The sequence below is a fragment of the Erythrobacter aureus genome, from assembly GCF_003355455.1.
GTDB lineage: Bacteria > Pseudomonadota > Alphaproteobacteria > Sphingomonadales > Sphingomonadaceae > Qipengyuania > Qipengyuania aurea.
On the sequence record NZ_CP031357.1, the window covers coordinates 760,327 to 785,360 of the forward strand.

The window sequence follows — 25,034 nt, forward strand, 5'->3', positions numbered from 1 at the left end:
CGTATAAAGGGCATGGAGAGCCTTTTCACGAAAGACCGAATACGATGAGCGATTACGATCAGATCGACCAGGGCCTGAAAGGCCTTTCCCGGCTCACCGCTTCATCGCAAGCGAGTATCTCTTTCGATGCGGTGTGGGAGAGAGCCGGACAGTTACAGGCAAAGCACGAGGCCAGACAGCGCAGTGGCATGTTCGCGGCGCTCTTCGTGGTCGGGCTGGGCGCGGGCATGGGCGTGCCCCAGACAGCAGCGTTCGCCTCCGATGCTCCATCCATCACTCTATCGGGTGGTGATCTGACGCCTTCTGCCCTGCTTCATGTAACGCGATGAGCATAAAGCCCTGGCATCTCGCCATTGCAGTATTGCTGGCGGCTCTGGCCGGTTGCATCGGGGCGCTGGCGGCAGATCGGTGGATCCGTGCGAATGACGAGCCGACGCTGCACGAGTTCGTCCACGACGAACTCGAGTTGACCGCGGAGCAGAGCAAGCAGCTCGAAACCCTCGAAGCGGCCTATGCCGTGGAATACAAAGAACTGGAACTTGCACTGCGCGCCGCCAATGCAAGATTGGCGCGCGCCATGGACGAAGAACACGAGTTCGGTCCCGAAGTTGCCGCCGCTATCGACGAGGTGCATGCGCGCATGGGGGCCTTGCAAAAGGCGACCATCAACCACGTATTCGATATGCGCAAACTTCTGAACCCGGCCCAGCAGCAGCTGTTCGATAGGCATGTCGGAACCGCTTTAACGCGCGACCCGCGCGCTTGAGAAGCCGGGTTGAAGCAGGAACCAGGCAGCGAAAAGGTTCTGGTCGAGCGCGTGCGGGAGGGCGATCGGCAGGCGTTTGCCGCGCTCATCCGTCCGCAATCCCAGCGGCTGATCGCCATGGCCAATCGGATGCTCGGCGCTTCGGCCCAGGCCGAAGAATGCGTTCAGGATGCCCTTGCGTCTGTTTGGGTGGCGCGCGCACGCCTTGATCCCCAGCGTCCGTTTACGCCGTTCGTGACCACGGTTGTGCTGAACAAGTGCCGCGATCGGTTAAGGCGCCGTAAGGTCAAGGGTGTTTTCGGTTTTCCGGAGCAGATCGACGATTTATCCATCGCCGACGATACTCCCGATCCCGAAGCCCAGGCGATCGACCGGCAGAAGCTGGCACATTTGCGCGAAGCGCTCGACAAGCTGCCCATGAAACTGCGTGAGGCGCTTGTCCTCGTGGCCGTGGACGAACGCAGCCAACGGGAGGCGGCGGATATTCTCGGCGTTAGCGAAAAGACCGTGGAAACCCGGGTCTATCGTGCCCGCAAGACTCTGCGAAAAAAGTTCGACCAAAACTGAGGGGTGGAACCGGCGAAAACGTAAGAGCGGTCAAACAGTCAGGGAAACCGCCTTCATGTCCGCGCTCAGCCGTCGATCGTTTTTGTCGTCCAGTACAGGTGCCGTCGCCGCCACCGGCCTGCTTACCGCCATGCCCGCCTGGGCGCGTGGGGCGGTATCGGGCACCGTTGCGCGCAAGGGCAGCGACGTCTTGTCGGGCGAGCATCTGACCATGTCGGTGGCCGACACCCTGTTCACCACCGGATCGCGCCGAGGCCCGGGCGTTGCGGTCAACGGCACCATTCCAGGCCCGCTTGTCCGCCTGAAGGAGGGGCAGAACCTCGTTGTCGACCTCGTCAACAACAGCACGCACGGAACGTCGATCCATTGGCATGGCCTGCTTGTCCCTTTCCTGATGGATGGAGTGCCCGGCGTCAGCATGGCGGCTGTCGAACCCGGTGAGACCTATCGTTACGAATTCCCCATCCGCCAATCGGGCACATATTGGTGGCACGCACATACGCTACAGGAACCGCTCGGTCATTACGGGCCATTGATCATCGACCCGGTCGAGCCCGAACCGCATCAGTACGACCGCGACTATGTCGTCATGCTCTCCGACTGGAGCGAGATGAGCCCGCACGAGATCATGAAGAAACTGAAAGTCGCGGACGGCTATTTCAATTACAACCAGACGACCTGGACCGACGATTACGATATGTCCGGCGAAGATCGGCGCATGTGGGCGCGCATGCGGATGATGCCGACCGATATCTCGGATGTCAGCGGCGCGACCTATACATTCCTCGTCAACGGGCATGGCCCCGAGGACGGGCTGGAATATCTCTTCCGGCCCGGCGAGAGGGTGCGGCTGCGCTTCATCAATGGTTCCGCCATGACCTATTTCAATGTCCGCATACCGGGCACGGCGATGACGGTGATCCAGGCCGATGGGCAGAATGTCCAGCCGGTCGAAACCGATGAATTCCAGATCGGCGTTGCCGAAACCTATGACGTGATCGTCGAGCCGACGGCGCTCGCCCATGCGATCGTAGCCGAATCGACCGACCGGTCGGGCATGGGGGTGGCGATGCTGACCAGCCGTCCGGGTGCGAAGGCCCCAGTCCCGGCGCTGCGCAAACCGCCGCTGCTGACCATGGCCGATATGGGCATGGGCGGCATGGATCATTCCGCTCATGGCGGCGGGGATACTATGGGCGGTGACATGTCCGGCGAGGCCGCGATGGCAGGGGGAGCCATGACAATGCGTGATACGTCGCGTCTGCCCGAAACCGTCAAGGTCGGCCCCGGTCTCGACATGGTCTCGGCAAATCCCGTCGACAGGATGGATTACCCCGGCCTTGGCCTGGAGGATGTCGGTCATCGTGTGCTCGACTACAGCCAGCTCGTCTCTCACAAACCGCATGCCGAAGTGCGCCAGCCGACCCGGCTGAAGACGCTACATCTGACCGGGAACATGCACCGCTATATGTGGTCCTTCGATGGGGAGAAGTTCAGTGCCGTGACCGAACCGATCCGCTTTGCCTATAACGAGCGTGTTCGGGTGAAGCTGGTGAACGACACCATGATGGCGCACCCCATCCACCTGCACGGTCATTTCTTCGAACTGGTCAATGGCGCAGCTCCGGACCGCCAGCCGAAAAAGCACACGCTGACGGTCCAGCCGGGCAGCAGTGCGCAGTTCGATCTCACTGCCGACGAACGCGGCGACTGGGCGTTCCACTGCCATCTGTTCTACCACATGCACAACGGCATGTTCCAGGTGGTGACAGTACGCCCGCTGGCCGGTGGAGGCGCAAAATGATCCGCGCTTTCTTCCTTCTCGGCACTGCGCTGGCGGTTGGTACTTCGGCCATGGCGCAAGAGCAGCCGCACGCAGCACATACGATGCCCGCCCCGCAGTCCCCGCAAGAGCAGCCGGCGCATGACATGTCAGCCATGGATGTCGAGAAGGCAGCTTCGCAAGACCGCGCCAAAGACTCGGCGGCGCAGTCCGGCGAGATGTCGGCGATGGATCATGCCGCCATGGGGCACGGCACTATGGCGATGGATTCGGCTATTCCCGAAACGGCCCCACCTCCCGAAGCATTCGAGAATCCCGGTTTCGCCGCCGATGCCTTTGTCGGCGCGGATGTGATGGCCGCCTCGCGCGCCGAAGTGATCGGTGAAATCCGCGGGCCGAAGGTGTTCTGGGTTCAGGGTGACCGGCTTGAATATCGGGCGCGCCAGGGCGAGGACGGCTATCTGTTCGATCTCCAGGGCTATTACGGCGGCGATCTGAACAAATTGTGGTTCAAGGCGGAAGGCGAGGGCGCCTTTGGCGAGGATATCGAAAGCGCCGAGTTGCAGGCGCTTTACAGCCGCGCAATCGCGCCATTCTTCGATGTCCAGCTGGGTGTGAAGCAGGACCTCACCGGTCCGGAGCGGACGCATCTTGCCGTCGGCATACAGGGCCTGGTTCCCTATGAATTCGAGGTGGATGCGGCGGCCTTCCTGTCGACCAAGGGCGATCTGACGGCCCGTATCGAGGGCGAACTCGACCAGAGGATCACTCAAAGATTGATTCTACAACCGCGCGCTGAACTCTCGCTTGCCGCTCAGGACATCCCCGAGCTCGGAGTGGGCGCGGGCCTCGACAGTGTGGAGCTGGGAGTGCGCCTCCGCTACGAATTCGCGCGCGAATTCGCGCCCTATATCGGCGTCGACCAAGAATGGAAGCTGGGCGGCAGTGCCGATTTCGCCCGCCTTGCGGGCGAGGATCCCAGCGTCACCAACTATGTTGTCGGCATCCGTTTCTGGTTCTGAGGAGAAGAACACCATGCGAATTCTCACTATGCTCATGATGGCGCAGGCCACAGCTGCCACGCCCGCGCTGGCTCAGGACCATTCCGGTCATGCCGCGCATACGCCGCAGCAGGCGGAAGTGGCTGCCGTCGGCCAAGCCACCCCCGAAGAGGCCCTCATATCCTTCCGCTCGGCGCTTGAAGGGCTGGATGGCGCGGCCATGACGCGGCTCTTTGCCGACGAAGCAGTCATCGTCGAGAACGGCAAGGCCGAAGGAACCTTCGCCGAGTATTTCGAACACCATCTCGGCCCGGAACTGAAAGCTATAAAGAGCTTCCGCTTCATCGAACCCACGATCGATATCGTCCGCCAGGGTGAACATATGGCGATGGGTATGGAAACCTATCGCTACCGTATCGAACTGGCAGACGGCCGTGTGATCGAACGCCGCGGCAGCGCGACCTCCGTCCTGATGCACGATGCGGCGGGATGGAAGATCCTGCGCTATCACAGCAGTTCGCGCCCCGTTTCCTGATCGGGTCGTATGCCAGGCGCATCAGTGCCGCCTGCCAAGCTGTTTTTATCCTGCTAGCGTCTTGTCGGCGTCAGCCCCTCGGACATTCTACGGTGTGGCGATCGGCGTTGATGGCCGCAATACATCGTCGATCGTTGGACCTTTCTGAAGACCGTGATGGGAACCGGTTTCGATACGACAGGTTTTTGATTCATGAGAACCAAGCTCGTCGCGGCCAGCGCCGCATCCGCCCTTTTTGCAACCCTTCTGGCAGCCTGCGGTTCGGCTGAAAGCGAATCTCCGGATAGCGAGGTCGCGATGGCCCCCGAAGCCACCGCCATGCAGGAAGACAACCCCGACCTCGCCCCCAATCCGGTGGAAACCAATCCCGAGGGCGATGCCGAAGCGCCGGATATCGCAGCCGAAAACTGCATTGAGGAACTGGCACGGATCGCGAACCAGCCGACATCGATTATCTCGGTGGAGCGTGTGGAGGTCGACCAAACCGGTCCAACCCACTTCCTGACGGTTGAAGGGGCCGCCGCGCCATGGGCGTGTAAGACGCTCCCGAATGCGAGTGTCGCGGAATTGTATTATACGCAGGAAGGCTAGGGGCCGCCGCCTGCGCACGATGATTTTTCGCCGAATGCAAGCGTGGATTGTCGCGGATCGGTAGCGACGCGTATCCTCGGTGATGTTTTCGTCATCGAGTGCGGGCGCTCCGGTCCTTCGCCGTCCGTAGCCATACGGGGCGCATGAAATCGCGCCCCTGCCTGTCGGCACAGGTCGCAACCGAGCCAATGCACCGCCACACATTTCGTCGTCGAAAAACGTAGGTTTGTCGATCCGCCGGAAGACGAAGGACAAAAACGGTTGCGTCATTCCGGAGTCCGTTTATTGGCGAGGATATGTTGTATCGTAAACAAACCTCCCGCCGCCTTTTCGCCTCCACACTCGCACTCGCGACCGTGCTTGCCGCCGCTCCGATAGCTGCGCAGGAAAGCGAGGATCCCACATCTTCGGAAGCCGATGAACCGCCTTCCGAAGACCTGCACGATCGCCGGATCGACTATCAAGGGCAGATCATCGTCAGCGCGCAGGGCCTGCGCCAGTTCGATCTACTGGCAGGCACAAGCGTGGTCGAAGCGGCCGATCTCCAGCGTAATATGGACGGGCAACTGGGTGAAGTTCTTGCCAGTCTTCCCGGTGTTTCGGCCTCGGGCTTCGCGCCGGGGGCGTCGCGCCCGATCCTGCGGGGGTTTGCCGGAGAGCGCGTCAAGGTCCTGGTCGACGGGATCGGCGCGATCGACGCGTCGAACACTTCGGACGACCATGCCGTGTCGATCGACCCGCTGACCGCCGAAAGCATCGAGGTGCTGCGCGGCCCTGCGGTGCTGCTGTTCGGCAGCCAGGCAATCGGCGGCGCGGTCAATGTGATCGACAAGCGCATTCCGCGCCGCATTCCCGACGAACCGATCCATGTCGATCTGGTCGCGCGCGGCGATACCGCCAGCGACCTGCGTGAATTCGGCGGCTCGATTGATGTGCCTCTCGGGAATAGCGGTTTCGTGGCCCATATCGATGGGTCATGGCGCAAAACCAACGATCTCGAGATTGCAGGTTATCAGGTCGCCCCGCTCCTGCGTGCCGAGCTGCTCGAAGAGGCAGCCGAAGAAGAGGCGGAAGGCGAAGTCGAGGAAGCTGCCGAACTGCGCGAAGCGGCGGAGCAGCGCGGAATCCTGCCTAACAGCGCGACCGAGACCTGGACCGCCAATGCCGGCCTCGCTTTCGCTCGCGGCGATAGCAGCCTTGGCGTCTCCTTTGGCGTCTATGACACGGACTATGGCATCCCTGGTCGTCCCGGTGCGGGGCACCATCACGGCGAGGAAGAGGAGGGCCATGACGAGGACGATCACGGCGACGAGGAGTATGGCGAGGAAGAGGGCGAGGAACTCGTCAGCATCGGCCTGCGCCAATATCGCGCGGACTTGCGTGGGGACGTCTTCCTGGGCGAGGGTTTCTTTGAACGGTTGAGACTGCGCGCGGGCTATTCCGACTACACCCATACCGAATTCGAGGGTGACGAGGTCGGCACGGTCTTCGATGTCGAGGGGATCGAAGGGCGGCTCGAACTGGTCCAGAACCAGCAGGGACGCTGGCGCGGTTCGATGGGTGCGCAATATTATTTCCGCGATTTCGAAGCGGTCGGCGCAGAAGCCTTCGTGGCGCCAAACCGGACCGAGCAGATCGCGTTCTTCGCGCTGCAGGAATATGGCAACGGGCCTGTCCAGGTAGAAGGTTCCGTCCGCTTCGAATCGACCGACGTCGATTCGACCCAGCTCGGCATCGAACGCAGCTTCGATACCTTCTCCGGTGCGCTGGGGCTGGCCTATGACGGGCCGCAGGCCTTCCGCGCGGGCGTGAACGTGTCACGCGTGGCCCGGGCTCCCTCTGGCGAAGAGCTGTTCTCCAACGGTCCGCATATCGCCACCCAGGCCTTCGAGATCGGCGATCCGAACCTAGACACCGAACGGGCATGGGGCGCGGAAATTTTCGCGCGCGGCCGTGTGGGGCGCGCGGAATTCAGCCTTGCGGCATACAAGAACTGGTTCGACGACTTCATTTACCTGAGCGCCACCGGCACGGAAGAAGATGAACTGCCCGTCTTCGCCTATCGCCAGCAGGACGCCACCTACACCGGCGTCGAAGGCGAGATCGATTACGAGTTCTACGATGACGGCAATGTCGCACTCGGTGCCGAACTGCGCGGCGAATATGTCCGCGCCAAGCTCTCCGACGGTAATTCGGTGCCGCGCATTCCGCCCTTGAGCCTGTCCGGCGCGCTGACCGCGTCGGCGGGGGATTTCGACCTGCGCGGCGAGGTCGAATGGTTCGACGATCAGCGCAAAGTCGCGCCGTTCGAAACCGCGACCGAAGGCTTCACCCACGTGAACGCGGCGATCACCTGGCGGCCGCTGCGCGACAACCCGAACGTCAGCTTCATCGTGAAGGCCGACAATATCTTCGACGTGACGGGCCGCCGCCACACCAGCTTTACGAAGGATTTCGTGCCGCTGGCGGGCCGCAACATCAGCGCGAGCGTGCGCGCCAGCTTCTAGTCGCTGCTGGCCGCACTGGCGCCTTCGGCCTTGCCTTCGGCATGCGCGGCGCGGACTTCGGCGTCGAGCCGCTTCGCGCGCTCGTCGACCACGTCGATCCGCCCGCGCACCTGGCCATAAGCAAAGACCATCAGCAGGCCGCCGATGATGGCCAGGTTCTTCAGCGCCATCGCGGCCTGGACCTGGTCGGTGACCTGTTCGTGGAAGAACAGCGTGGTGAGCGCTGTGAAGACGATCAACGCGAGGCTGGCGATCCGCGCCATGAAGCCGCTGGCAAGCACCAGCCCGGCCAAGATCTCGAATACGCCCACAGCGAGCGCAAGGCTGCCTGGAAAGGGCGATTCCGCTTCCATATAGGCGGCGGTTCCGGCGGTATCCATGACCTTGCCGAACCCGGCGAAGACGAACAGTGCGCCGAGCAGGATGCGCCCGATTATCGCGGTGATGGCTGCCATTGATTCTCTCCCCGTATAATGTTCTCTCAAACCCGCTGCGGCTTGGTGGTTCCTACTCCTCTACCGCGAAGGTCAGCTCCGCATGGTCCCGCAACCGCTCGACCAGCGCTTCGCCGAGAAACGAGCCGGGCGTGCCGACTCCGCCTTCGGCGTCGCTGTCGAGCAGCGCCATGCCGGTTTCGGCCAGCATCCGGCTGGTCGAACCGTAACCCGGATCGTACTTGCCCTTTACTCCGTAATGAAGCCGTTTGCCGTCGGGCCATTCGCCGACGAACAGGACATCATAGAAGCCGTTCTCGCGCTCTTCCTTGCTCGGTCCTTCGCCCGGCTTGGGCGGCTTGGCGCCGAAGGGGTTTTTGAGCATTTCGACCACAGCATTGGCGGCTGCCTTGCCCGCTTCGCCCGGACTGGTGAGCATCATTTCGTCATAGCGGAAATCCTTGCCATAGGGGTGGCCGCGCAGGAAATTGGTGCGGTGGACGTTCTTGGTGTTGATCGTCGCCATGATGAAGGGCGCGGACCACTTGCCCAACTCGTCCTCATAGCGGGGGATCAGGCCCGATGGCTGGTCGGGACCCTCGAAACCCGGCGTCAGGCCGAAGGGATCGTTCAAGACCTTGATAATGCCCGGGTTCTTCGCCGCTGCCTTCATTGTCGCGGTCAGGCTGGCCGCAGTGCCGCCCGAGAAGGTGCCCTGCATGGCGCGCACCCGGCCCTTGACGCGCGGCGCGGGCGAGCCGTGGCGTGCCACCGCTTCCTTCTGCAGCATCAGTACGCCGAGGTCGAAGGGGATCGAATCGAAGCCGGACGAGAAGGTGATCCGCGCGCCCGATGCCTTCGCCGCGCCGTGGTGCAGGTCGATCTGCTCGCGCATCCAGGCGGGTTCGCCGCACAAATCGGCATAGTCGGTGCCGGTCTTCACGCAGGCCGCCACGAGCTTGTCGCCATAGAGCTGGTAAGGGCCGACCGTGGTGAGCACGACCTTGGTGCGGCTGCACATGGCTTCCAGGCTCGCGGGATCGTCGGCATCGGCAATCACCAGCGGGGTCGATTTGGGCGCGCCGATCTCGTCGCGTACGGCTTCCAGCTTGTCCATGCTGCGCCCGGCCATCGCCCATTTGGGGCCATTGGCGGCGTTTCCGTATTCGCGCACGAAATGTTCGGCGACGAGGCGCCCGGTGTAGCCGGTGGCGCCATAGACGATGATGTCGAATTCGCGGTTAGCCATGTGTCTCTCCTTTGCCCGCCTGTGTGCGCGCGGGCGCGGGGAGAGTCAAAGCCGTTACCGCGTGAAGGGTCGGTGGGGCAGGACGCCTGTCTGGCTCGAAATCGCGAGCAGGGTGCCGTCTTCTGCGAAATGGCGTGCGCTGCCGTGTACCACCCCCCGGTCGAATGCGGCAAATTCCGTCACGCTCAGGATCCAGCCCGGTTCGGCAGCCCGGATAAAGCGGAAGGTTGCATCGAGGCTCGACCCGCCGCGTGTACGCGGATGCGCGCCCAGGAAGAAGTCGCTCACCATGGCCAGCCACCCGGCGTCATTGGCGAAACCCGCCGCCGAGCGTGACCACACCGCCTCATAGCCGCGTACATTGTCTTCCAGCGCTGTTCGCCTCTCTAGCTGCCCGACGAGGTTGTCATCATAGCCATTGGGATCGGAGGGTTTCGCCTCGCCATCGGCAGGGCCCGGGACATCCGGCATTTGCGCAAACTGCGTATCGCTGTCACCCGGTCTCGCGCCGAGCGCTGCATTGACCCGGTGGACGGGCCGCTCCCCGGCAAAGGCGATCGCCGCCCATTGCGAGACGCTTCTGCCTCCACCGACCGGCTCGCACTGGATAATCAGCTCCTCCACGCCCTGCGTCGGCGAGAGGAACTGCGTATTGGCCCAGAGGATCGGCTGCCCGCTGTCCTGTTCGAGCGCATCGATGGTCGCGGCCAGTGCGGCCCCGCCCATCACATGCGGATGCTCGGGCGGGCCCACCGTCGCCGGCCGGGTCACGGGAAAGACATAGCGGCCTTCGCCGCCTTCGGGTGCGCATCGCCAGAAGGGGAAGCGCGCTATGCTCACAGCCTTGGCAGCGTGACCCCGCGCTGGCCCATGTACTTGCCCGCACGGTCCTTGTAGCTGGTCTCGCAGCGCTCGTTGCCCTGGAGGAAGAGGAACTGGCACGCGCCCTCGTTGGCGTAGATCTTGGCCGGCAGCGGCGTGGTGTTCGAAAATTCGAGGGTGACGTGGCCTTCCCAGCCCGGCTCCAGCGGCGTGACGTTCACGATGATCCCGCAGCGCGCATAGGTGCTCTTGCCGAGGCAGATGACCAGCACATCCTCGGGCACGCGGAAATATTCGACCGTGCGGGCAAGCGCGAAACTGTTGGGCGGGATCACGCAGATGTCGGTCTCGCGATCGACGAAGCTGTTGCTGGCAAAATCCTTGGGATCGACCACCGCGCTGTCGACATTGGTGAAGATCTTGAATTCCGGCGCCACGCGTGCGTCATAGCCATAGCTCGACAGCCCGTAGCTGATAACACCCTCGCGCCGCTGCGCCTCGACGAAGGGCTCGATCATGCCTTCGTTCTGCGCCTTGTCGCGGATCCACTTGTCGGAAAGAATCGCCATGTGAGAGGCATTCCCGATTGGGCTGGCGGGGGCAAGCGGGAGACGCGGAATATCCCCTCTTTGGCGCCATCGCGGCGGGTGGCGGCCGGTCAGCTCGCTAGCAGCGTCGCGTTGCCCCCGGCAGCTGTCGTGTCGATGCACACCACGCGTTCTGTGGCGAAGCGCTGGACATAGTGCGGGCCGCCGGCCTTGGGACCGGTGCCGGAAAGGCCCTCGCCGCCGAAGGGCTGGCTTTCGACCACCGCACCGATCTGGTTGCGGTTGACATAGAAATTGCCGACCTTGGCGCGGGCCTCGACGAAGGCGCGCACGTCGTCATTGCGGCTGTGGAGGCCCAGGGTAAGGCCGTATCCGGTCGCGTTGATGTCGGCGACGACCTGCTCGAGATCGGTAGCCTTCCACCGGACCACATGGAGCACGGGCCCAAAGTTCTCACGCTTCAGGTCGAGAATCGAATCCATCTCGATGATCGTCGGCGCGACGAAGCATCCGGCACCGGCTCCGCGATGGAGCTTGCGGCGCCAAACCGGGCGCCCCCCCTTCTTGCGACGCGCAACATGGCGTTCGAGCGCGGCCTTGGCATCGGGATCGATCACTGGGCCGACATCGGTCGAAAGCTCCTCTGGATTGCCGATGGTCAGAGCCTCGAACCCGCCGTGGATCATCCGCAGCATCTCTTCGTAAACGTCGTCCTGAAGGTAGAGGACGCGCAGCGCCGAACAGCGCTGGCCCGCGCTCTGAAACGCGGATGCCACCACGTCGCGCGTCACCTGCTCGGGCAGTGCAGTGGAATCGACGATCATTGCATTCTGCCCGCCCGTCTCTGCGATCAGGGTAGCGATCGGCCCTTCGCGCGCAGCGAGGGTGCGGTTAATCGCCTGTGCGGTCTGGGTCGAACCGGTAAAGGCAACACCCGCAATGCGCGGGTCCGAGGTGATCATTTCACCCACATCGCCGGCTCCCGGCAAGAGCTGGAATGCCTCTTCGGGAATTCCAGCCTGGTGGCACAGGCGCACCGCCAGCGCCGCGATCAGCGGGGTTTGTTCGGCGGGCTTGGCGACCACCGTATTGCCTGCGGCAAGCGCGGCGGCAGGCGTGCCTATGAAAATCGCGAGTGGAAAGTTCCACGGGCTGATGCAGGCGAACACGCCGCGTCCGTGAAGGCTCAGGCGGTTTTCCTCGCCCGTCGGGCCGGGCAGCGGCATGGGCCCGGTGAACAGGCGGCGCGCCTCATTGGCATAGAAACGGAGGAAATCCACAGCTTCGCGCAGTTCGAGCACGCCGTCCATCAGCGTCTTGCCGGCTTCGCGCTGGCACAGGCTGAGGAACTCGTCGGTGTGCTCTTCGAACAGGTCGGCTGCCGCTTCCAGCAGCAGCGCGCGCTTTTCGCCGCCGAGCCGGTCCCAGCCGGGCTGGATCGCTTCGGCGCGAGTGATGGCCTCCTCGACCTCGAAATCGAGCGTGTCGCGTCGCGTACCGACCTCGGCTGTCAGATCGTGCGGTTTGGTTATCGGTGCGCGTTCGCTTTCCGCCCCCGACATGAACGTCGGCTCGGCTTCCCAGTGCTTGCTTTCGAGCACGGCAAGACGTTCTTGAAGCGGTTCGAGCACCAAGGGATCGGAGAGGTCGATGCCGGCTGAATTGCGGCGGTCGGGAAAGATTTGGGCGGGCAGCGGAATGGCCGGGTTGCGATAGGGTTCGAGCGTGGCGAGTTCGGCTACGGGATCGGTCGCCAGCTCGGTGGCGGGCACTTCGGCGTCGGCCATGCGGTTGACGAAGGAGCTGTTGGCACCGTTTTCGAGCAATCGGCGCACCAGATAGGCGAGCAGATCCTTGTGTGTACCGGTGGGCGCATAGATGCGTACATTGGTACGGGCATTGCCTTCCATCTGCGCCAGCGCGCCGTAAATGTCCTCGCCCATTCCGTGCAGCCGTTGGAATTCCAGCGGTTTGGAACCAGCCAGCGCCTTGATCGCACCGATCGTATAGGCGTTATGCGTGGCGAAGGCGGGGTAAATCGCATCGTCTGCGGCAAGCATCTTCTCCGCGCAGGCGAGATAGCTGACATCGGTTGCAAGCTTGCGGGTGAAAACCGGAAAGTCGGTGAAGCCGCCGACATGGCTGAGCTTGATTTCGGTGTCCCAGTAGGCGCCTTTCACCAGCCGCACGAAGAACCTGCGATCATATTTGCGCGCGAGCCGGGCGGTCCAGTCGACCATCGGAACGCCGCGTTTCTGATAGGCCTGGATAGCCAAGCCGAAGCCTTCCCAGCGGCTGCCATCGGGGCGCGTGAACAAGGTATCGTCGCGTGCCAGCGCTTCGATCAAGTCCATCGACAGCTCGAGCCGATCCGCCTCTTCGGCATCGATCGTGAAGTGAATATTCGCATCGCGTGCCTTAGCTGCGAGATCGCGAACGATCGGCAACAGGTCGGCGATAGCGAGATCGGCGTGCAGGAACGAGTATTTCGGATGCAGTGCCGACAGTTTGACGGAGATGCCCGGCGAGGTGCGCATATCGCCTGTCGACTCACGCGCCAAGCGCTCGATCGCCAGTTCATAGCTCGTCCGGTAGCGCTCGGCATCGGCATAGGTCATCGCACCCTCGCCGAGCATGTCGAAGCTGTGCGTCAGACCACGGGCACGCTCGGGCTTGGCGCGTTTCAGCGATTCTTCGATCGTGCGACCATAGACGAATTGCCCGCCCAGAATGCGCATAGCCTGCAAGGTGGCCTTTCGGATGACCGGCTCGCCAAGTCGTGTGACTGCGTTCTTAAGTGTTCGGCGCATCCCTTTCTGGGCTTCTTCGGGGCGTTCGAGCACCTCCCCCGTCAGCATCAGCGAGAATGTTGCCGCGTTGACGAAAGTGGATGAGCTTTCGCCCATATGCTCGGCCCAGTCGATATCGCCGATCTTGTCGCGGATCAGCGCATCGGCGGTTGCGGCATCGGGCACGCGCAGCAGAGCCTCGGCGAGGCACATCAGCGCGACGCCTTCCTCTGTCGCGAGGCCGTATTGCTGAAGGAAAGCATCGATTCCGCTGGCTTTGCGCTTACGTGCTTCTTCGATCAGGTGGACCGCAATGCGGGTCGCGTCCTCGTGTTTCGCACTTGCGCCTGCTGCTTGCGCCAGGCGCTCGGCCACGCAGGTATTCTCCTCCGCGCGATAGGCTTCGCGAACGGTTTGGCGGGAAATTGCGGGCAGGCGAACAGGATCGTGCAGGGCCATACGACTCCGAATGACTAGAGGGTTATTTCGCGCCACTTGGACCCGCGGCGCCTTGCTTTCAAGCTTTGTGAAAGCCCTTGGTTCCGTAACGTCGCGTTACGCCCTGGCGGCGAACCATTCGGCGACTGCCTGCCGCGCTTGGGTGGGCAGATGGAGGCCGAGTTTGCTGCGCCGCCAGAGAGCGTCTTCGGCGGTGCGCGCAAATTCCTGGTCGACGAGATAGCGCAGCTCGGCTTCGAACAGCGTTCCGCCGAAATCCTGCCCCAAATCGTCGAGCGATGTCGCTGTGCCGAGCACCCTGTCCATCCGTGTGCCATAGGCACGCGCGAGACGCAGCAGCATCTCCGGCGGAACCCAGGAATAGCGTTCGCTCGCGCGCCAGAGGAAGGCGGCGAAATCGCCATCGGGCATGTCTCCGCCGGGCAGGGGCGCATGCGCGGTCCATGGCTTGCCAGGTAGGGCGAGCACTTTGCCCAGCCTGTCGAGCGCATGTTCGGCAAGTTTGCGGTAGGTGGTGATCTTGCCGCCATAGACCGACAGGATCGGTGCGCCGCCCTCTGCTTCCAGTTCGAAGACATAGTCGCGGGTCACGGTCGAATTGCTCGCGGCATTGTCTTCGTAGAGCGGGCGCACGCCAGCATAGGTCGAGGCGATCTCCTCCACGGTTATCGCGCTGGCGAAATAGCGCGAGGCCGCATCGCATAGATACCGCGTTTCCTCATCCGAAATGCGCACCGCATCGAGGTTGCCTTCATGCAGCAGATCGGTGGTGCCGATCAGCGTGAAATCGCGCTCGTAAGGGATCGCGAAGACGATGCGGCCATCGGGCTGCTGGAAAATATAGGCGTGCTCGCCGGGAAATCGGCGCGAGACGATGATATGGCTGCCCTTGACCAATCGGAGGTGGGCGGGGGTGCCTTGGCCAAGCGCGACCTTCGCCACCCGGTCGACGAAGGGACCGGCGGCATTGATGACCGCGCGCGCGGAGACCTTCCGTTCGCCCTCCTTGTCGCGCAGAGCGGCGCTCCAGCTTTCGGCGGAGCGCTCGAGATCGGTGCATTCGGTGCGCACCAGGACCTCTGCTCCGCGTTCTTCCGCGTCCTTGGCGCTCAGTACCACCAGGCGGGCGTCCTCGACCCAGCAGTCCGAATATTCGAACCCCGCCGCAAGCCGGTCCTGCAGCACGCCGCGATGCGGCGCGATGCGCAGGTCCACGCGCTTGCTACGCGGCAAGCTCATCTTCCCACCGATGCGATCGTAGAGCACAAGTCCGAGTCGTAGCATCCATTTCGGCCGCATCGTCGGTTCGTGCGGCATGACGAAGCGTAGCGGCCAGATGATGTGCGGCGCATTGCGGAGCAGCACCTCGCGCTCGCGCAGGCTTTCCGCGACCAAGCGGAATTCATAGTGTTCCAGATAGCGCAAACCGCCATGCACAAGCTTGGTACTGGCCGAGGAGGTGTGCGAAGCAAGGTCGTCCTTCTCGACCAGCAGCACCCTCATGCCGCGCCCGGCGGCATCGCGCGCTATCCCCGCGCCGTTGATGCCGCCGCCGATGACTAAAAGGTCGTAAATCGCGCTCATCCGGACTTGAGCAGCCGTCCTGCCACCGCGTCGAGCTTGGCCAGCAGGGCTTTATCATGCCGGTCCGGCGCCGTGATCACCGCGTCGCTCAGCGCTTGGTCGATAGGAGAAGGCGTGCGCTTTTTCGGCAGGTTCTTGCAGAAGGTTTCGATGACCTCGCGCGCCAGTTTCGCATTGCGCTGCATCTGCTCGACCACCTGCGCCAAGTCGACCGCTTCGGTTTCCTCGCGCCAGCAGTCCCAATCGGTGACCATGGCGAGCAGGGCGTAGGGCAGCTCTGCCTCCCGCGCGAGCTTGGCTTCGGGCATGCCGGTCATGCCGATCAGCTCGGCGCCCCAATGGCGATACAGCCTGCTTTCGGCGCGAGTCGAGAATTGCGGCCCCTCCATCGCGAGATAGGTAGCGCCCTCGGCGCATTCGCCCCCCGCCATGGCCACCGATCTGGCCGCATGTTTCGACAGGCGCTGGCAAACCGGATCGGCCATGGACACATGCGCCACGAAGCCATCGCCGAAAAAGCTCGACGCACGGCCCTTGGTGTTGTCGATGAATTGATCGACGGCGACGAAGCGGCCGGGCGCCAGTTCTTCGGATAGGGATCCGACCGCGCTGATGGCGAGAATATCGGTACAGCCCGCGCGCTTGAGCGCGTCGATATTGGCGCGCGCATTGATGGTGGAGGGCGCGATCCGGTGGCCGCGGCCGTGGCGTGGAAGGAAGCGCACCCTGACATGACCGATCCTGCCGCACAATATTTCATCGGAAGGCTCGCCCCAGGGCGATTGTACCGGAATCCACTGGGCCTCCTCGAGTGCGTCGATGGCATAGAGCCCCGACCCCCCGATTATGCCGATGGTCCACTCGCTCATGAAATCCCCTTGCCGAAAGCGCTTGTCCAGAAAATCACGGGTGGCGGTTGGCGTGCACTCTGTCCAGAAATTTACCGCGCGACGATATCAGCGCTCATCGGGGAGCATAAAAGAGACCGTCCGTCCAAATGAGGGCGAAACGTAAGCCAATATCCCTTTCGCATCCGTATTCATTGGCCCTGCTGCGGGCATTGCTTGACAGCGCCGCCGCATTGCCGCGGAACGCATTCCCTTCCCGGTGCATAGAGAAGAACGATGGCCGAAACGACGATCGAACCGACATTGGCAAGCTTGAGCGAACGCTTGCGCATCCTCCACCGACAAACGCGCGAAACCCCGCTCTTCAATCCCGTTTTCCAGCTCTCGCTCGACATTTCGCGCAAGCTGGAAGGGGGTGAGCTCAGCATCGAAGCGCTGGCCGGGCTGGTCGACGAATTGGAAACCCAGTCGCTCGGCGCGCGGGCCGCACGATTGCGCCAACTGATCGAGCCGCAGGATGCGGTCCAGAGACTCGCGGCCCTGAGCGTCGCAAATGACGACTTCGAGACGTTTTGTGCGATGTGGGAACGGCCCCATATGCACGCGGTCTTCACCGCCCATCCGACCTTCCTCCTGTCGCCCCACCGGAGCGAAGCGGTCGCGGAGGCTGTCTTGTCGGGCGGCGAGCCCCGGCTTCGCGAAGCTCCGGAGGAGCCGGAGATCACGCTGCGATATGAGCATGATCGCGCGATGGCGGCGCTCGCCAATGCGCAGGATGCGCGCGACCGCATGGTGAGCGGGGTTTTGCGGGAAGCTCGGCGGGCCTTTCCGGATCGCTGGTCCGAACTCCAGCCGCTGCCGTTCCGCTTCGCCACCTGGGTCGGCTACGACATGGATGGCCGCACCGATATCAAATGGTACACGTCCATTGCCTTCCGTCTGGCCGAGAAGGCCCAGCGGTTGGGCCGGTATGCCGATAGACTGGCGGAAATCGATGCCGCTCACGATTTTGTCGCGACCCTGCGCGCCGCATCCGACCGTGCCGAAACCAGCGCGGCGGAATTTGCCGGTGATCTTTCGGATCCCGAAGCCCTTTCGGCAGCGGCGAACCGGTTGACGAGGGATGGTCCCGACAAGCTCCTTTCGCTCACCCCCCTGATCGAGCAACTGGAGAGCGATGCAGCCGCTGGCGATGCCGAGCGGGCCATTGCCCTGCGCACGCTTGTCGCTGCTATGCGCGCGGATGGGCTGGGCATGGGCTGGATTCACTTCCGCGTGAACGCGAAGCAACTCCACAATGCCATCCGGACTCGCCTCGGGGACGCGGCGGATATCGATCTGTCGAGCCGCGGCGCCATTGCGGCGCTGCGCGAACTCCTTGCAAATGTCGAGCCGCAAAGCGCCAACTTCGCCAGCCTCGCCGTCGAAAGCTCGACCGCGACCCGCCAGTTTCTCGCAATGGCGCAGATTCTCAAACATATCGATGCCGATGCGCCGATCCGCATGCTGGTGGCAGAGTGCGAACAACCCTCGACCGTGCTTGCCGCGCTCTATTTCGCCAGATTGTTCGGGATAGCCGACAAGGTCGATGTGTCGCCGCTGTTCGAAACGGAAACCGCGCTCGAACATGGCGGACGGTTCTTGGACCTCCTGCTCGCAGAGCCAGATTACCGCGCCTATGCGCGAACGCGTGGCCGTGTCGCGATTCAGACGGGGTTTTCCGATGCAGGCCGGTTCGTGGGGCAGATACCCGCCAGCCTGGCGATCGAGCGCCTGCAGGGCCGTCTGGCTGAGGCGATGGACGCCAACGGCCTGAGCGATATCACAGCGCTGATCTTCGACACGCATGGCGAGGGAATGGGGCGGGGCGCGCATCCTTCCAGCTTCGAAGATCGTATCGAATGGGCGCTCAGCCCGTGGGCGCAACGGCGGTTCGCGCGGGCTGGAATCGCGCTCGAACCCGAAGCGAGTTTCCAGGGCGGGGATGGGTATCTGCTGTTTGCGACGCCCGACATGGCGCTGGCCACGCTGACGCAAATCGTGGCGCACAGCCCCGCGCACACCGATTCCGACGTGCCCACCGATCCTTTCTATCGCCGGACCGATCTCAGCCTCGATTTCTACCGCGCGATCAAGGATCATCAGCGCGAACATCTCGAAAGCCGCACCTATAGCCGCGCGATCACGGCCTTCGGCCTCGGCCTGCTGAACGAGACAGGCAGTCGCAGGTCGCGCCGACAGAGCGACCTCAATGCCGATCGCGAGATGAGCCTGCGGCAGATACGGGCGATACCGCATAATGCGATCCTGCAACAATTGGGCTATCCCGTGAACATCATCGCCGGGGTGGGCAGCGCGGCGGAAAGCAATATCGAGGAGGTGGGCGCATTGCTTTCGGAAAGCCCGCGCGGTCGCCAGATCATGCGTTTGGTGCGCGCTTCCAACGCGCTTGCGAGCATCAAGACCGTTGCCGCTTTCGGCGAACTGTTCAACTCCGCCTATTGGGCGAGCCGCCCCTATCGCGGGACCGAGCCGCATCTGGCGCAGGCCTGCGAGGCTCTGGCCGAATATCTTATCAAAGACGATCGCAACGGGGTCTTCCGGCGCCTTGCTTCGCGGTTGCGTGTCGATGCGCTCAAGCTCCACCGGCTGTTCGATCTCGTGCCGGACGACGATCCGCATCCTGAACGCGAAAGCGTCCGCCGCGCGATCGGCGTATTGCAGGCCGTGCGACTGGCGCTGCTTCAGCACATGTTTCTCAAGGTGGTTTCGGTACCTGCATTCAGCCGCGCCAACGACATCAGCCGCACCGATGTGCTCGAAATGGTGTTCACCCTGCGTATCGACGAGGCCCTGGCGCAGCTTCGCCGTGCCTTTCCCACCAGCTTCCCCCGCAAGGACGATTTCAGGCTCGACGAGCCGGGCGAATATCCGCGCGGCGAAGGCGAAGGATATGCCGCGATCCGCAAGAATTATATCGACCCTATCGAGCAAGCCTACGCGCTGTGTCTGCGGATATCGACCGCGATTGCCAATGAATTCGGTGCGCACGGCTGATTGATATCGGAGTGAAACCGGCGCATTGTCTTCCCGTCCGATGGGGGGAAGTAATGATGGGAAACTTTCTGCTTGGCGTAGGCGCCACGCTGCTGGCGCTCGGCGTGTTTGGTTATCTGGCCTTCCGGCTGTTTCGTCGCGGCCCGCTGACCTTCGCGATCGAGGACTTCTACACGCATGTCGTCGATGGCGATGTCGGCCCCTTCGTTCGCGATGTTCAGGCCGATGTTCCGCATGCGCAGGAATGCCGCCTGGATGACCGCCTGTCCTGCTCGATCCGCGATGCGGTGCAATCGCATAACCAGGCGGGTCGGCCGGATTGCAACGTGCTGCTGCTGTCGGGGGGCGGTCAATGGGGCGCCTATGGTGCCGGTCTGTTCGACACACTCAGCCGCAACAGCGCCAACGAACTGGCGTTGAACGATGTCGGGGTCATCACGGGCATTTCGACCGGGTCGCTTCAGACCTTGATGCTGATGGTGGCGCTCGACCCAAAGCAGACGCCCGAAATGCGCCGCTTTGCGCTCGATCGGCTGGTATGGGGCTATTCGCCGAAACGCGAGAGCGAGGTCGTCAAGCATACCAAGATGATCGGCGTCCCGGTTTACGGTTCGGCCGCGGGCACTGCGCCTTTGCGCAAGCGGATCGTCGAGGCGCTCATGCCAGGCGGCGATACGCGACTGATCGAAGCGATCGGGGAATCGAGCATCGAAGGTTTCGCCGGTTTCGTCGAAGCGGAACGCGGGGTGTTCCGCTATGCCGATATCAAGGAGCTGGTGAATGCCGCGCCCAATGCCGCGGCAGCGGCAGAGGCTCTGGCGGCGGCGGCAATGGCATCTTCGGCCATGCCGGTATTCCACCAGCAATTGCGTATCGCCGGCAGCAACGGAAAAGCGCTCGCGCTTTACGATGGCGGGGTCCGCCGTTCGGTATTCTTCGACCGCGCCATGGCTGCCGTCGACGCCGAAGTGCGCGAGCAGATGAAGGGTCACGCGCTGGCAAAGGTTGCCGACGGCGTCACGCAAGACGCTTTCGTAAAGGATTACGAAGCGACGGCACCGAGCGTCTATGTGGTGCGCAACGGCCCCACGGCGCGCAAGCCCGACGCGACGCTCAACACCAAATCGGGTCCGCTCAGAAACGGCCAGCGCGGTTACGATCTGCTCGTCAATGAAAGCGAAATCGGAGCGATCGCAGCGCTCAGGCTCAACAATCCCTATGGCCGTATCATGCTGACCAGTGCGGATCGCTACGATACCTTCCCCAGCGATGTGGGCGAGAACTTCAAGAAGGACGAGATGTTCAAACCCGCCTTCATGGCCCGCCTGCGCGATCTCGGCCGCCACAAGGCAGAACGGCCCGAGGGTCCATGGTGGCCGCTGAGCAAGATCGACGGGGTTTAAGAAGCGTCGCAAAAGCGGCGATCCCGCTGTGCGGCCCGGGTCAGGCTTTCATTATCGGTCGCTGTCCCTGGGTAGAATGCGGTATCGATTCGATCTCCGTCACTCCGGATAGTTTCGTCGCGGTCAAAAACCATGTGGCGTCAGCCGAACGGATACGTAGTAAAGGCGGCCCAGAGCAGGAGATGGGCGCATGATGGACATCGGCACACTGACGCTGAACCCGACGATCGACGTTGCGTGCGAGGTCGAGCAGGTCATTCCCATGCGCAAGATGCGCACGCAAAACGAACGCTACGATCCTGGCGGGGGCGGGATCAATGTTGCCCGCGTCTTTGTCCGCCTGGGGGGGAATGCGCGTTGTTACTATTTGTCCGGCGGCGCAACCGGCGTCGCATTCGACGGCCTGCTGGACCTGCACCAGCTTGTGCGCTCGCCAATCAGAATCGCGGGGGCGACCCGGGTCAGCACCGCGGTCCACGAGTGCAATACGGGCCAGGAATTCCGCTTCGTCCCGGGCGGACCCGAGGTGACGGAAGAGGAATGGACCGAGTGCCTCTCGATACTGCAGCGCTCGCGCCATGATTTTCTGGTAGCCAGCGGTTCGCTGCCGCGCGGCGTACCGTCCGATTTCTACGCAAGGGTCGCGGCGATCGCGGCCAAGAACGATGTACGTTTCGTTCTCGATACGTCGGGAGAAGCGCTTGCGGCCGGGATCGAAGGCGGTGGGGTTCACCTCGCCAAGCCGAGCCTCGGAGAGTTTCGTGCCCTGATCGGTCATGATTTGCCGGACGATACAGCGATTGCCGAGGCCGCGACCGAATTGGTCCGCACCAAAAAGGTCGATTATCTGGCAATCACCATGGCTGAAAGAGGGGCGCTGCTGGCGAGCCGCGAGGGTGTGCTGCGTCTGCCGGCCATAACGGTCGAGACGAAAAGCGCGGTGGGGGCAGGTGACAGCTTTTTGGCTGCGATGGTTCATGCGCTCGCGGCCGGCAAGGAACCCGGTATTGCCTTTCGCTTCGGGCTTGCAGCTGGTGCTGCCGCTGTGCTCACCCCGGGCACCGATCTATGCCGGATAGAAGATGTTCAACGACTGTTCGAGCGCTCAATCGCGGATAGTTGAGGCGCGGACTTGTTATAATATAACAAGTCCGCGCCATTTAAGTGCTTTTCGACCCTTCTCATGACAACCTTCATTTGCTAGAGGGCTGCCAGCCCATGACCACGAGCTACCGTCGCCTTGTCCTGAAACCGTTCATCGTCCTGCTGATGCTGGTCGCGATGGTTTTTGTGACTGCGGCGGATGCTGCGGCCTGCGGGGCCGAAGTGATGCCGGAAGCTTCTGCTGTTCTGATTGACGGCAATGGCGATACGGTTGCTTCGGCCTCCATTGCTGATGAAGAGCCAGGCGGTGACTCCGCTCCGACAGAGCAGCATGGCGTATGCAATCATGGCCACTGCCATCACGGGGCAAGCTTCGCTGCTCCTGTTCAGAAGACTTCGGTTATGCATGAGCCTGTCCTTCTTGTCTCAGCTCCGCCGATGGTCCTGGTGTCGAGTGTCAGCGATCGACTGAGGCGTCCTCCTCGCGCCTGACGACCGTCATCGCACTGCGTGCTGCAGTGCTTTTCGGATCGTCAGCAGAGGAAATTTCCAGAAATGTCAGCCATCAATTGGCGGGGAGTCCTGTTTGCAGGGCTGACCCTCGCCGCAATCGCCACACCCGTGGCGGCGCAGGAGCGTGAGCGCCTCTCGCTCGACGATGCCTTGCGTCGCGCGGATGTCATTGCGGGTCCTAACCAGGCCGCGCCCAATCCGCGCATAGCTGGTCCGCGGGCGCAGGCCGACGCTGCGCGCGCTCTCGTCGGTCAGGCTCGGCTCCGGCCCAATCCCGAAGTATCCTTCGAGGCCGAAAATATTGCAGGTAGCGGAGCGTTCTCGGGTTTGAGCGCTACCGAATATACGTTCTCCATCGGACAGCGTCTCGAGCTTGGAAACAAGCGCGGGACGAGGGTCCGTGCAGCGCAGGCCGGCGCAGACCTCGCCGATCTGCGTGCCGATCTCGCGGATGTCGACCTCGCCTTTCTTGTGCGCGAGCGCTACTTGGCGGCAACAGCCGCTGCCGCGCGTGTCGAACTTGCGCGCGATGTCGTCACACGTAACGAAGAACTGGCGCGGATAGCCGGCCTGCTGGTCGAGGTCGGCCGCGAACCTCCCTTGCGTGCACTTCGCGCCGAAGCTGCCCTGGCGGAAGCAAGAGCCGAGCTGGAAGCGGCGGACGCGGCGAGCGTTGCCGCGCGTACGGCGCTCGCTTCGCTGTGGGGCGAACAGAACAGTCCCCCCACGGTTCCTGCCAGTTTCCCGGTAATCGACCCGCCCGCCCGTCTTCTCGCCGCGACGGATGGCCTTGCGCTGAAGGCCGCGCGCGCGGAAAGCCGGGTGGCAGCAGCCGAAATTGCCCGCGAGCGTAGCCTGCGGTTGCCTGACCCGGTCGTTTCGGCGGGCGTTCGCCGCTTCGCGGAAAGCAAAGACAACGCTTTCCTTGTCGGTGTGTCGATCCCTCTTCCATTCAGCAACCGCAACCAGGGTAACATCGCTGCCGCAGAGGCCGAATTCAGGGCCGCATCCGCGCGTGAGGCGGTGGCACTGGCAGATTTCGAGCAGGCGGTGACGCGTGCGCGTGCCCAGTTCCTTGCTGCAGAGATGCGCGTCGAAACGCTTTCCGCCACGTCGCTCCCGCAGGCCGAAGAGGCGCTGCGGCTTGTCCGTATCGGGTACCGCAACGGCCGCTTCCCCCTGATCGAGGTGCTCAGTGCTGCCGAGGCGCGCGATGCCATCCGTGAAGCGCTGATCGCTGCGCAGGAAGAACGGGGCCAGGCTGCCGCCGCACTCATCCGGCTGGCAGCACAATGAGGAAAACAATCATGAACCGCAAAACACTGGCGATCATCGCCGGGGCAATCATACTGTCCGCCGTTATCCTGTCGCTCTTCTGGCCCGATGGCGCTCAAGAAACCGAACCGGTCGAAACAGCGAGCGAGGCCGACCTGCCCGAAGGGCTCGTCCTGCTCGATGAGCAACAGATCCGTGCAGCAAAAATTTCGGTCGAGGCCGTTGGCCGGGGCTCTGCCGTCGAGCTGGTTTTTCCGGCGACGATTGCCGCGAGCCCGACTGGGAGTGCGAGGATCGATGCGCGCGCGGCGGGCGTCGTGCGGAGCGTGAACAAGACACTGGGCGACTATGTTCGCGCAGGAGAAACCGTTGCGCGCATCGAAAGCGCGGATGCCGCAGCGCTGGCATCCCAGCTCAACGCGGCCCGGGCACGGGTGAATGAACTATCGGCGGCCTACGAGCGGGAGCGCCGCCTGTTCGAGGCGAGCGTGACCGCGCGCCAGGATCTGGAAGCGGCAAGGGCCAATCTGCAGGTCGCCCAATCCGAATTGTCGCGCGCGCAGGCCGCCGTTGCCGCTGCCGGCGTCAGCGGGGATGGGAGATCGCTTGCGGTGACCAGCCCGCTTGCAGGGCGGATCACGGCCGCGCCGATCATCTTGGGCGCGTTCGTCGCCTCCGGCGAGGAACTTTACCGCGTTGTCGATCCCGATGCGATGCAGGTCGAGGTTGCTCTACCTGCCGTCGATGCCACCCGTATCGCTCCCGGCGACCAAGCCACTCTGGAAATAGGCAACGACGATGAGGTCAGCGCCCGCGTCCGGTCGGTGACGCCCTCACTGGATATGGAAAGTCGCAGCGCCACGGCGGTTCTTGCGCTGTCCCGGCCGATACCCGGATTGCAGCCCGGCGCTTTCCTTCAGGCGCGTATCCGGCCTTCGGGTGAGGTCGACCAAACGCGGATTTCGGTTCCCGAAGACGCGGTGCAGACCATCGATGGTCAGGACATGGTTTTCGTGCGGACCCGTCGCGGATTTCAGGCGCGACCCGTTGTAACCGGCACTCGGTCAGGCGGCCAGGTCGTCATCGAATCCGGTCTCGAAGCCAAGTGGCGGATCGCCACTGCGAACGCCTTCCTGCTCAAAGCCGAGCTCGAGAAAGAGAGCGCCGAACATGGTCACTGATAATCCATCCGAGGGCCA

Annotated in this window: 21 protein-coding genes; 14 read left to right on the forward strand and 7 right to left on the reverse strand. The window is 63.1% G+C overall.

Going from position 1 to position 25,034, the window contains the following annotated elements:
• Window positions 1-44: 44 nt before the first annotated feature.
• The 8 genes from DVR09_RS03810 (at window position 45) to DVR09_RS03845 (ending at window position 7,750) form a co-directional block, all read left to right on the forward strand.
• Window positions 45-329: a hypothetical protein gene (locus tag DVR09_RS03810; protein ID WP_115415756.1), complete on the forward strand. Its 285-nt coding sequence runs from the start codon at window positions 45-47 to the stop codon at window positions 327-329.
• Window positions 326-766, forward strand: coding sequence for a periplasmic heavy metal sensor (locus DVR09_RS03815; protein WP_255704343.1), 441 nt, complete (start codon window positions 326-328; stop codon window positions 764-766). Before DVR09_RS03810 ends, DVR09_RS03815 begins: the two co-directional genes overlap by 4 nt.
• 9 nt (window positions 767-775) lie before the next feature.
• Window positions 776-1,333 carry an RNA polymerase sigma factor gene (locus DVR09_RS03820; protein ID WP_115415757.1) on the forward strand — a complete coding sequence of 186 codons (558 nt, stop codon included), beginning with the start codon at window positions 776-778 and terminating at the stop codon, window positions 1,331-1,333.
• 55 nt (window positions 1,334-1,388) lie between these two features.
• Complete coding sequence (locus tag DVR09_RS03825; RefSeq protein ID WP_115415758.1) at window positions 1,389-3,137, forward strand: copper resistance system multicopper oxidase; 1,749 nt, start codon at window positions 1,389-1,391, stop codon at window positions 3,135-3,137.
• Window positions 3,134-4,138, forward strand: coding sequence for a copper resistance protein B (locus DVR09_RS03830; RefSeq protein WP_115415759.1), 1,005 nt, complete (start codon window positions 3,134-3,136; stop codon window positions 4,136-4,138). Before DVR09_RS03825 ends, DVR09_RS03830 begins: the two co-directional genes overlap by 4 nt.
• A gap of 13 nt (window positions 4,139-4,151) precedes the next feature.
• Window positions 4,152-4,652, forward strand: coding sequence for a YybH family protein (locus DVR09_RS03835; protein ID WP_234041548.1), 501 nt, complete (start codon window positions 4,152-4,154; stop codon window positions 4,650-4,652).
• 192 nt (window positions 4,653-4,844) lie between these two features.
• On the forward strand, window positions 4,845-5,243 hold the full coding sequence (locus DVR09_RS03840) for a hypothetical protein (RefSeq protein ID WP_115415760.1): 399 nt from the start codon (window positions 4,845-4,847) through the stop codon (window positions 5,241-5,243).
• 296 nt (window positions 5,244-5,539) lie between these two features.
• On the forward strand, window positions 5,540-7,750 hold the full coding sequence (locus DVR09_RS03845) for a TonB-dependent receptor (RefSeq protein WP_115415761.1): 2,211 nt from the start codon (window positions 5,540-5,542) through the stop codon (window positions 7,748-7,750).
• On the opposite strand, the gene DVR09_RS03850 is transcribed toward DVR09_RS03845, so the two are convergent.
• From DVR09_RS03850 to mtnP, 7 genes are all read right to left on the reverse strand, one after another.
• Window positions 7,747-8,205, reverse strand: coding sequence for a DoxX family protein (locus DVR09_RS03850; RefSeq protein ID WP_115415762.1), 459 nt, complete (start codon window positions 8,203-8,205; stop codon window positions 7,747-7,749). The genes DVR09_RS03845 and DVR09_RS03850 overlap by 4 nt on opposite strands.
• A gap of 52 nt (window positions 8,206-8,257) precedes the next feature.
• Window positions 8,258-9,433 (reverse strand): saccharopine dehydrogenase family protein, encoded by a 1,176-nt coding sequence (locus tag DVR09_RS03855; protein WP_115415763.1) that lies wholly within the window; start codon window positions 9,431-9,433, stop codon window positions 8,258-8,260.
• A gap of 54 nt (window positions 9,434-9,487) precedes the next feature.
• Window positions 9,488-10,273, reverse strand: a complete 786-nt coding sequence (locus tag DVR09_RS03860) for an acyl-CoA thioesterase domain-containing protein (protein WP_115415764.1) — start codon at window positions 10,271-10,273, stop codon at window positions 9,488-9,490.
• Window positions 10,270-10,824 (reverse strand): dCTP deaminase, encoded by a 555-nt coding sequence (gene dcd / locus DVR09_RS03865; protein ID WP_115415765.1) that lies wholly within the window; start codon window positions 10,822-10,824, stop codon window positions 10,270-10,272. The genes DVR09_RS03860 and dcd overlap by 4 nt, the downstream gene beginning before the upstream one ends.
• An 89-nt stretch (window positions 10,825-10,913) precedes the next feature.
• Window positions 10,914-14,051 carry a bifunctional proline dehydrogenase/L-glutamate gamma-semialdehyde dehydrogenase PutA gene (putA, locus tag DVR09_RS03870; RefSeq protein ID WP_115415766.1) on the reverse strand — a complete coding sequence of 1,046 codons (3,138 nt, stop codon included), beginning with the start codon at window positions 14,049-14,051 and terminating at the stop codon, window positions 10,914-10,916.
• Window positions 14,052-14,147: 96 nt separating this feature from the next.
• Window positions 14,148-15,635 carry a glycerol-3-phosphate dehydrogenase gene (glpD, locus tag DVR09_RS03875; protein WP_115415767.1) on the reverse strand — a complete coding sequence of 496 codons (1,488 nt, stop codon included), beginning with the start codon at window positions 15,633-15,635 and terminating at the stop codon, window positions 14,148-14,150.
• On the reverse strand, window positions 15,632-16,504 hold the full coding sequence (gene mtnP / locus DVR09_RS03880; RefSeq protein WP_115415768.1) for an S-methyl-5'-thioadenosine phosphorylase: 873 nt from the start codon (window positions 16,502-16,504) through the stop codon (window positions 15,632-15,634). Before mtnP ends, glpD begins: the two co-directional genes overlap by 4 nt.
• Before the next feature lie 255 nt (window positions 16,505-16,759).
• Here mtnP and DVR09_RS03885 point away from each other — a divergent pair, with 255 nt between their 5' ends.
• The 6 genes from DVR09_RS03885 to DVR09_RS03910 all read left to right on the forward strand — a co-directional run bounded on the left by DVR09_RS03885 (window position 16,760) and on the right by DVR09_RS03910 (window position 25,016).
• The gene (locus DVR09_RS03885; RefSeq protein ID WP_115415769.1) at window positions 16,760-19,540 is read left to right on the forward strand and encodes a phosphoenolpyruvate carboxylase; all 2,781 of its coding nucleotides are present in this window, start codon (window positions 16,760-16,762) and stop codon (window positions 19,538-19,540) included.
• Window positions 19,541-19,593: 53 nt separating this feature from the next.
• Window positions 19,594-20,943 (forward strand): patatin-like phospholipase family protein, encoded by a 1,350-nt coding sequence (locus DVR09_RS03890; protein ID WP_115415770.1) that lies wholly within the window; start codon window positions 19,594-19,596, stop codon window positions 20,941-20,943.
• Window positions 20,944-21,133: 190 nt separating this feature from the next.
• Window positions 21,134-22,066 (forward strand): 1-phosphofructokinase family hexose kinase, encoded by a 933-nt coding sequence (locus DVR09_RS03895; protein WP_115415771.1) that lies wholly within the window; start codon window positions 21,134-21,136, stop codon window positions 22,064-22,066.
• 95 nt (window positions 22,067-22,161) lie between these two features.
• Window positions 22,162-22,539 carry a hypothetical protein gene (locus DVR09_RS17075; RefSeq protein ID WP_162814837.1) on the forward strand — a complete coding sequence of 126 codons (378 nt, stop codon included), beginning with the start codon at window positions 22,162-22,164 and terminating at the stop codon, window positions 22,537-22,539.
• Window positions 22,540-22,602: 63 nt separating this feature from the next.
• Window positions 22,603-23,856: a TolC family protein gene (locus DVR09_RS03905; protein WP_115415773.1), complete on the forward strand. Its 1,254-nt coding sequence runs from the start codon at window positions 22,603-22,605 to the stop codon at window positions 23,854-23,856.
• An 11-nt stretch (window positions 23,857-23,867) separates the two neighbouring features.
• On the forward strand, window positions 23,868-25,016 hold the full coding sequence (locus DVR09_RS03910; protein ID WP_115415774.1) for an efflux RND transporter periplasmic adaptor subunit: 1,149 nt from the start codon (window positions 23,868-23,870) through the stop codon (window positions 25,014-25,016).
• Window positions 25,017-25,034: the final 18 nt, after the last annotated feature.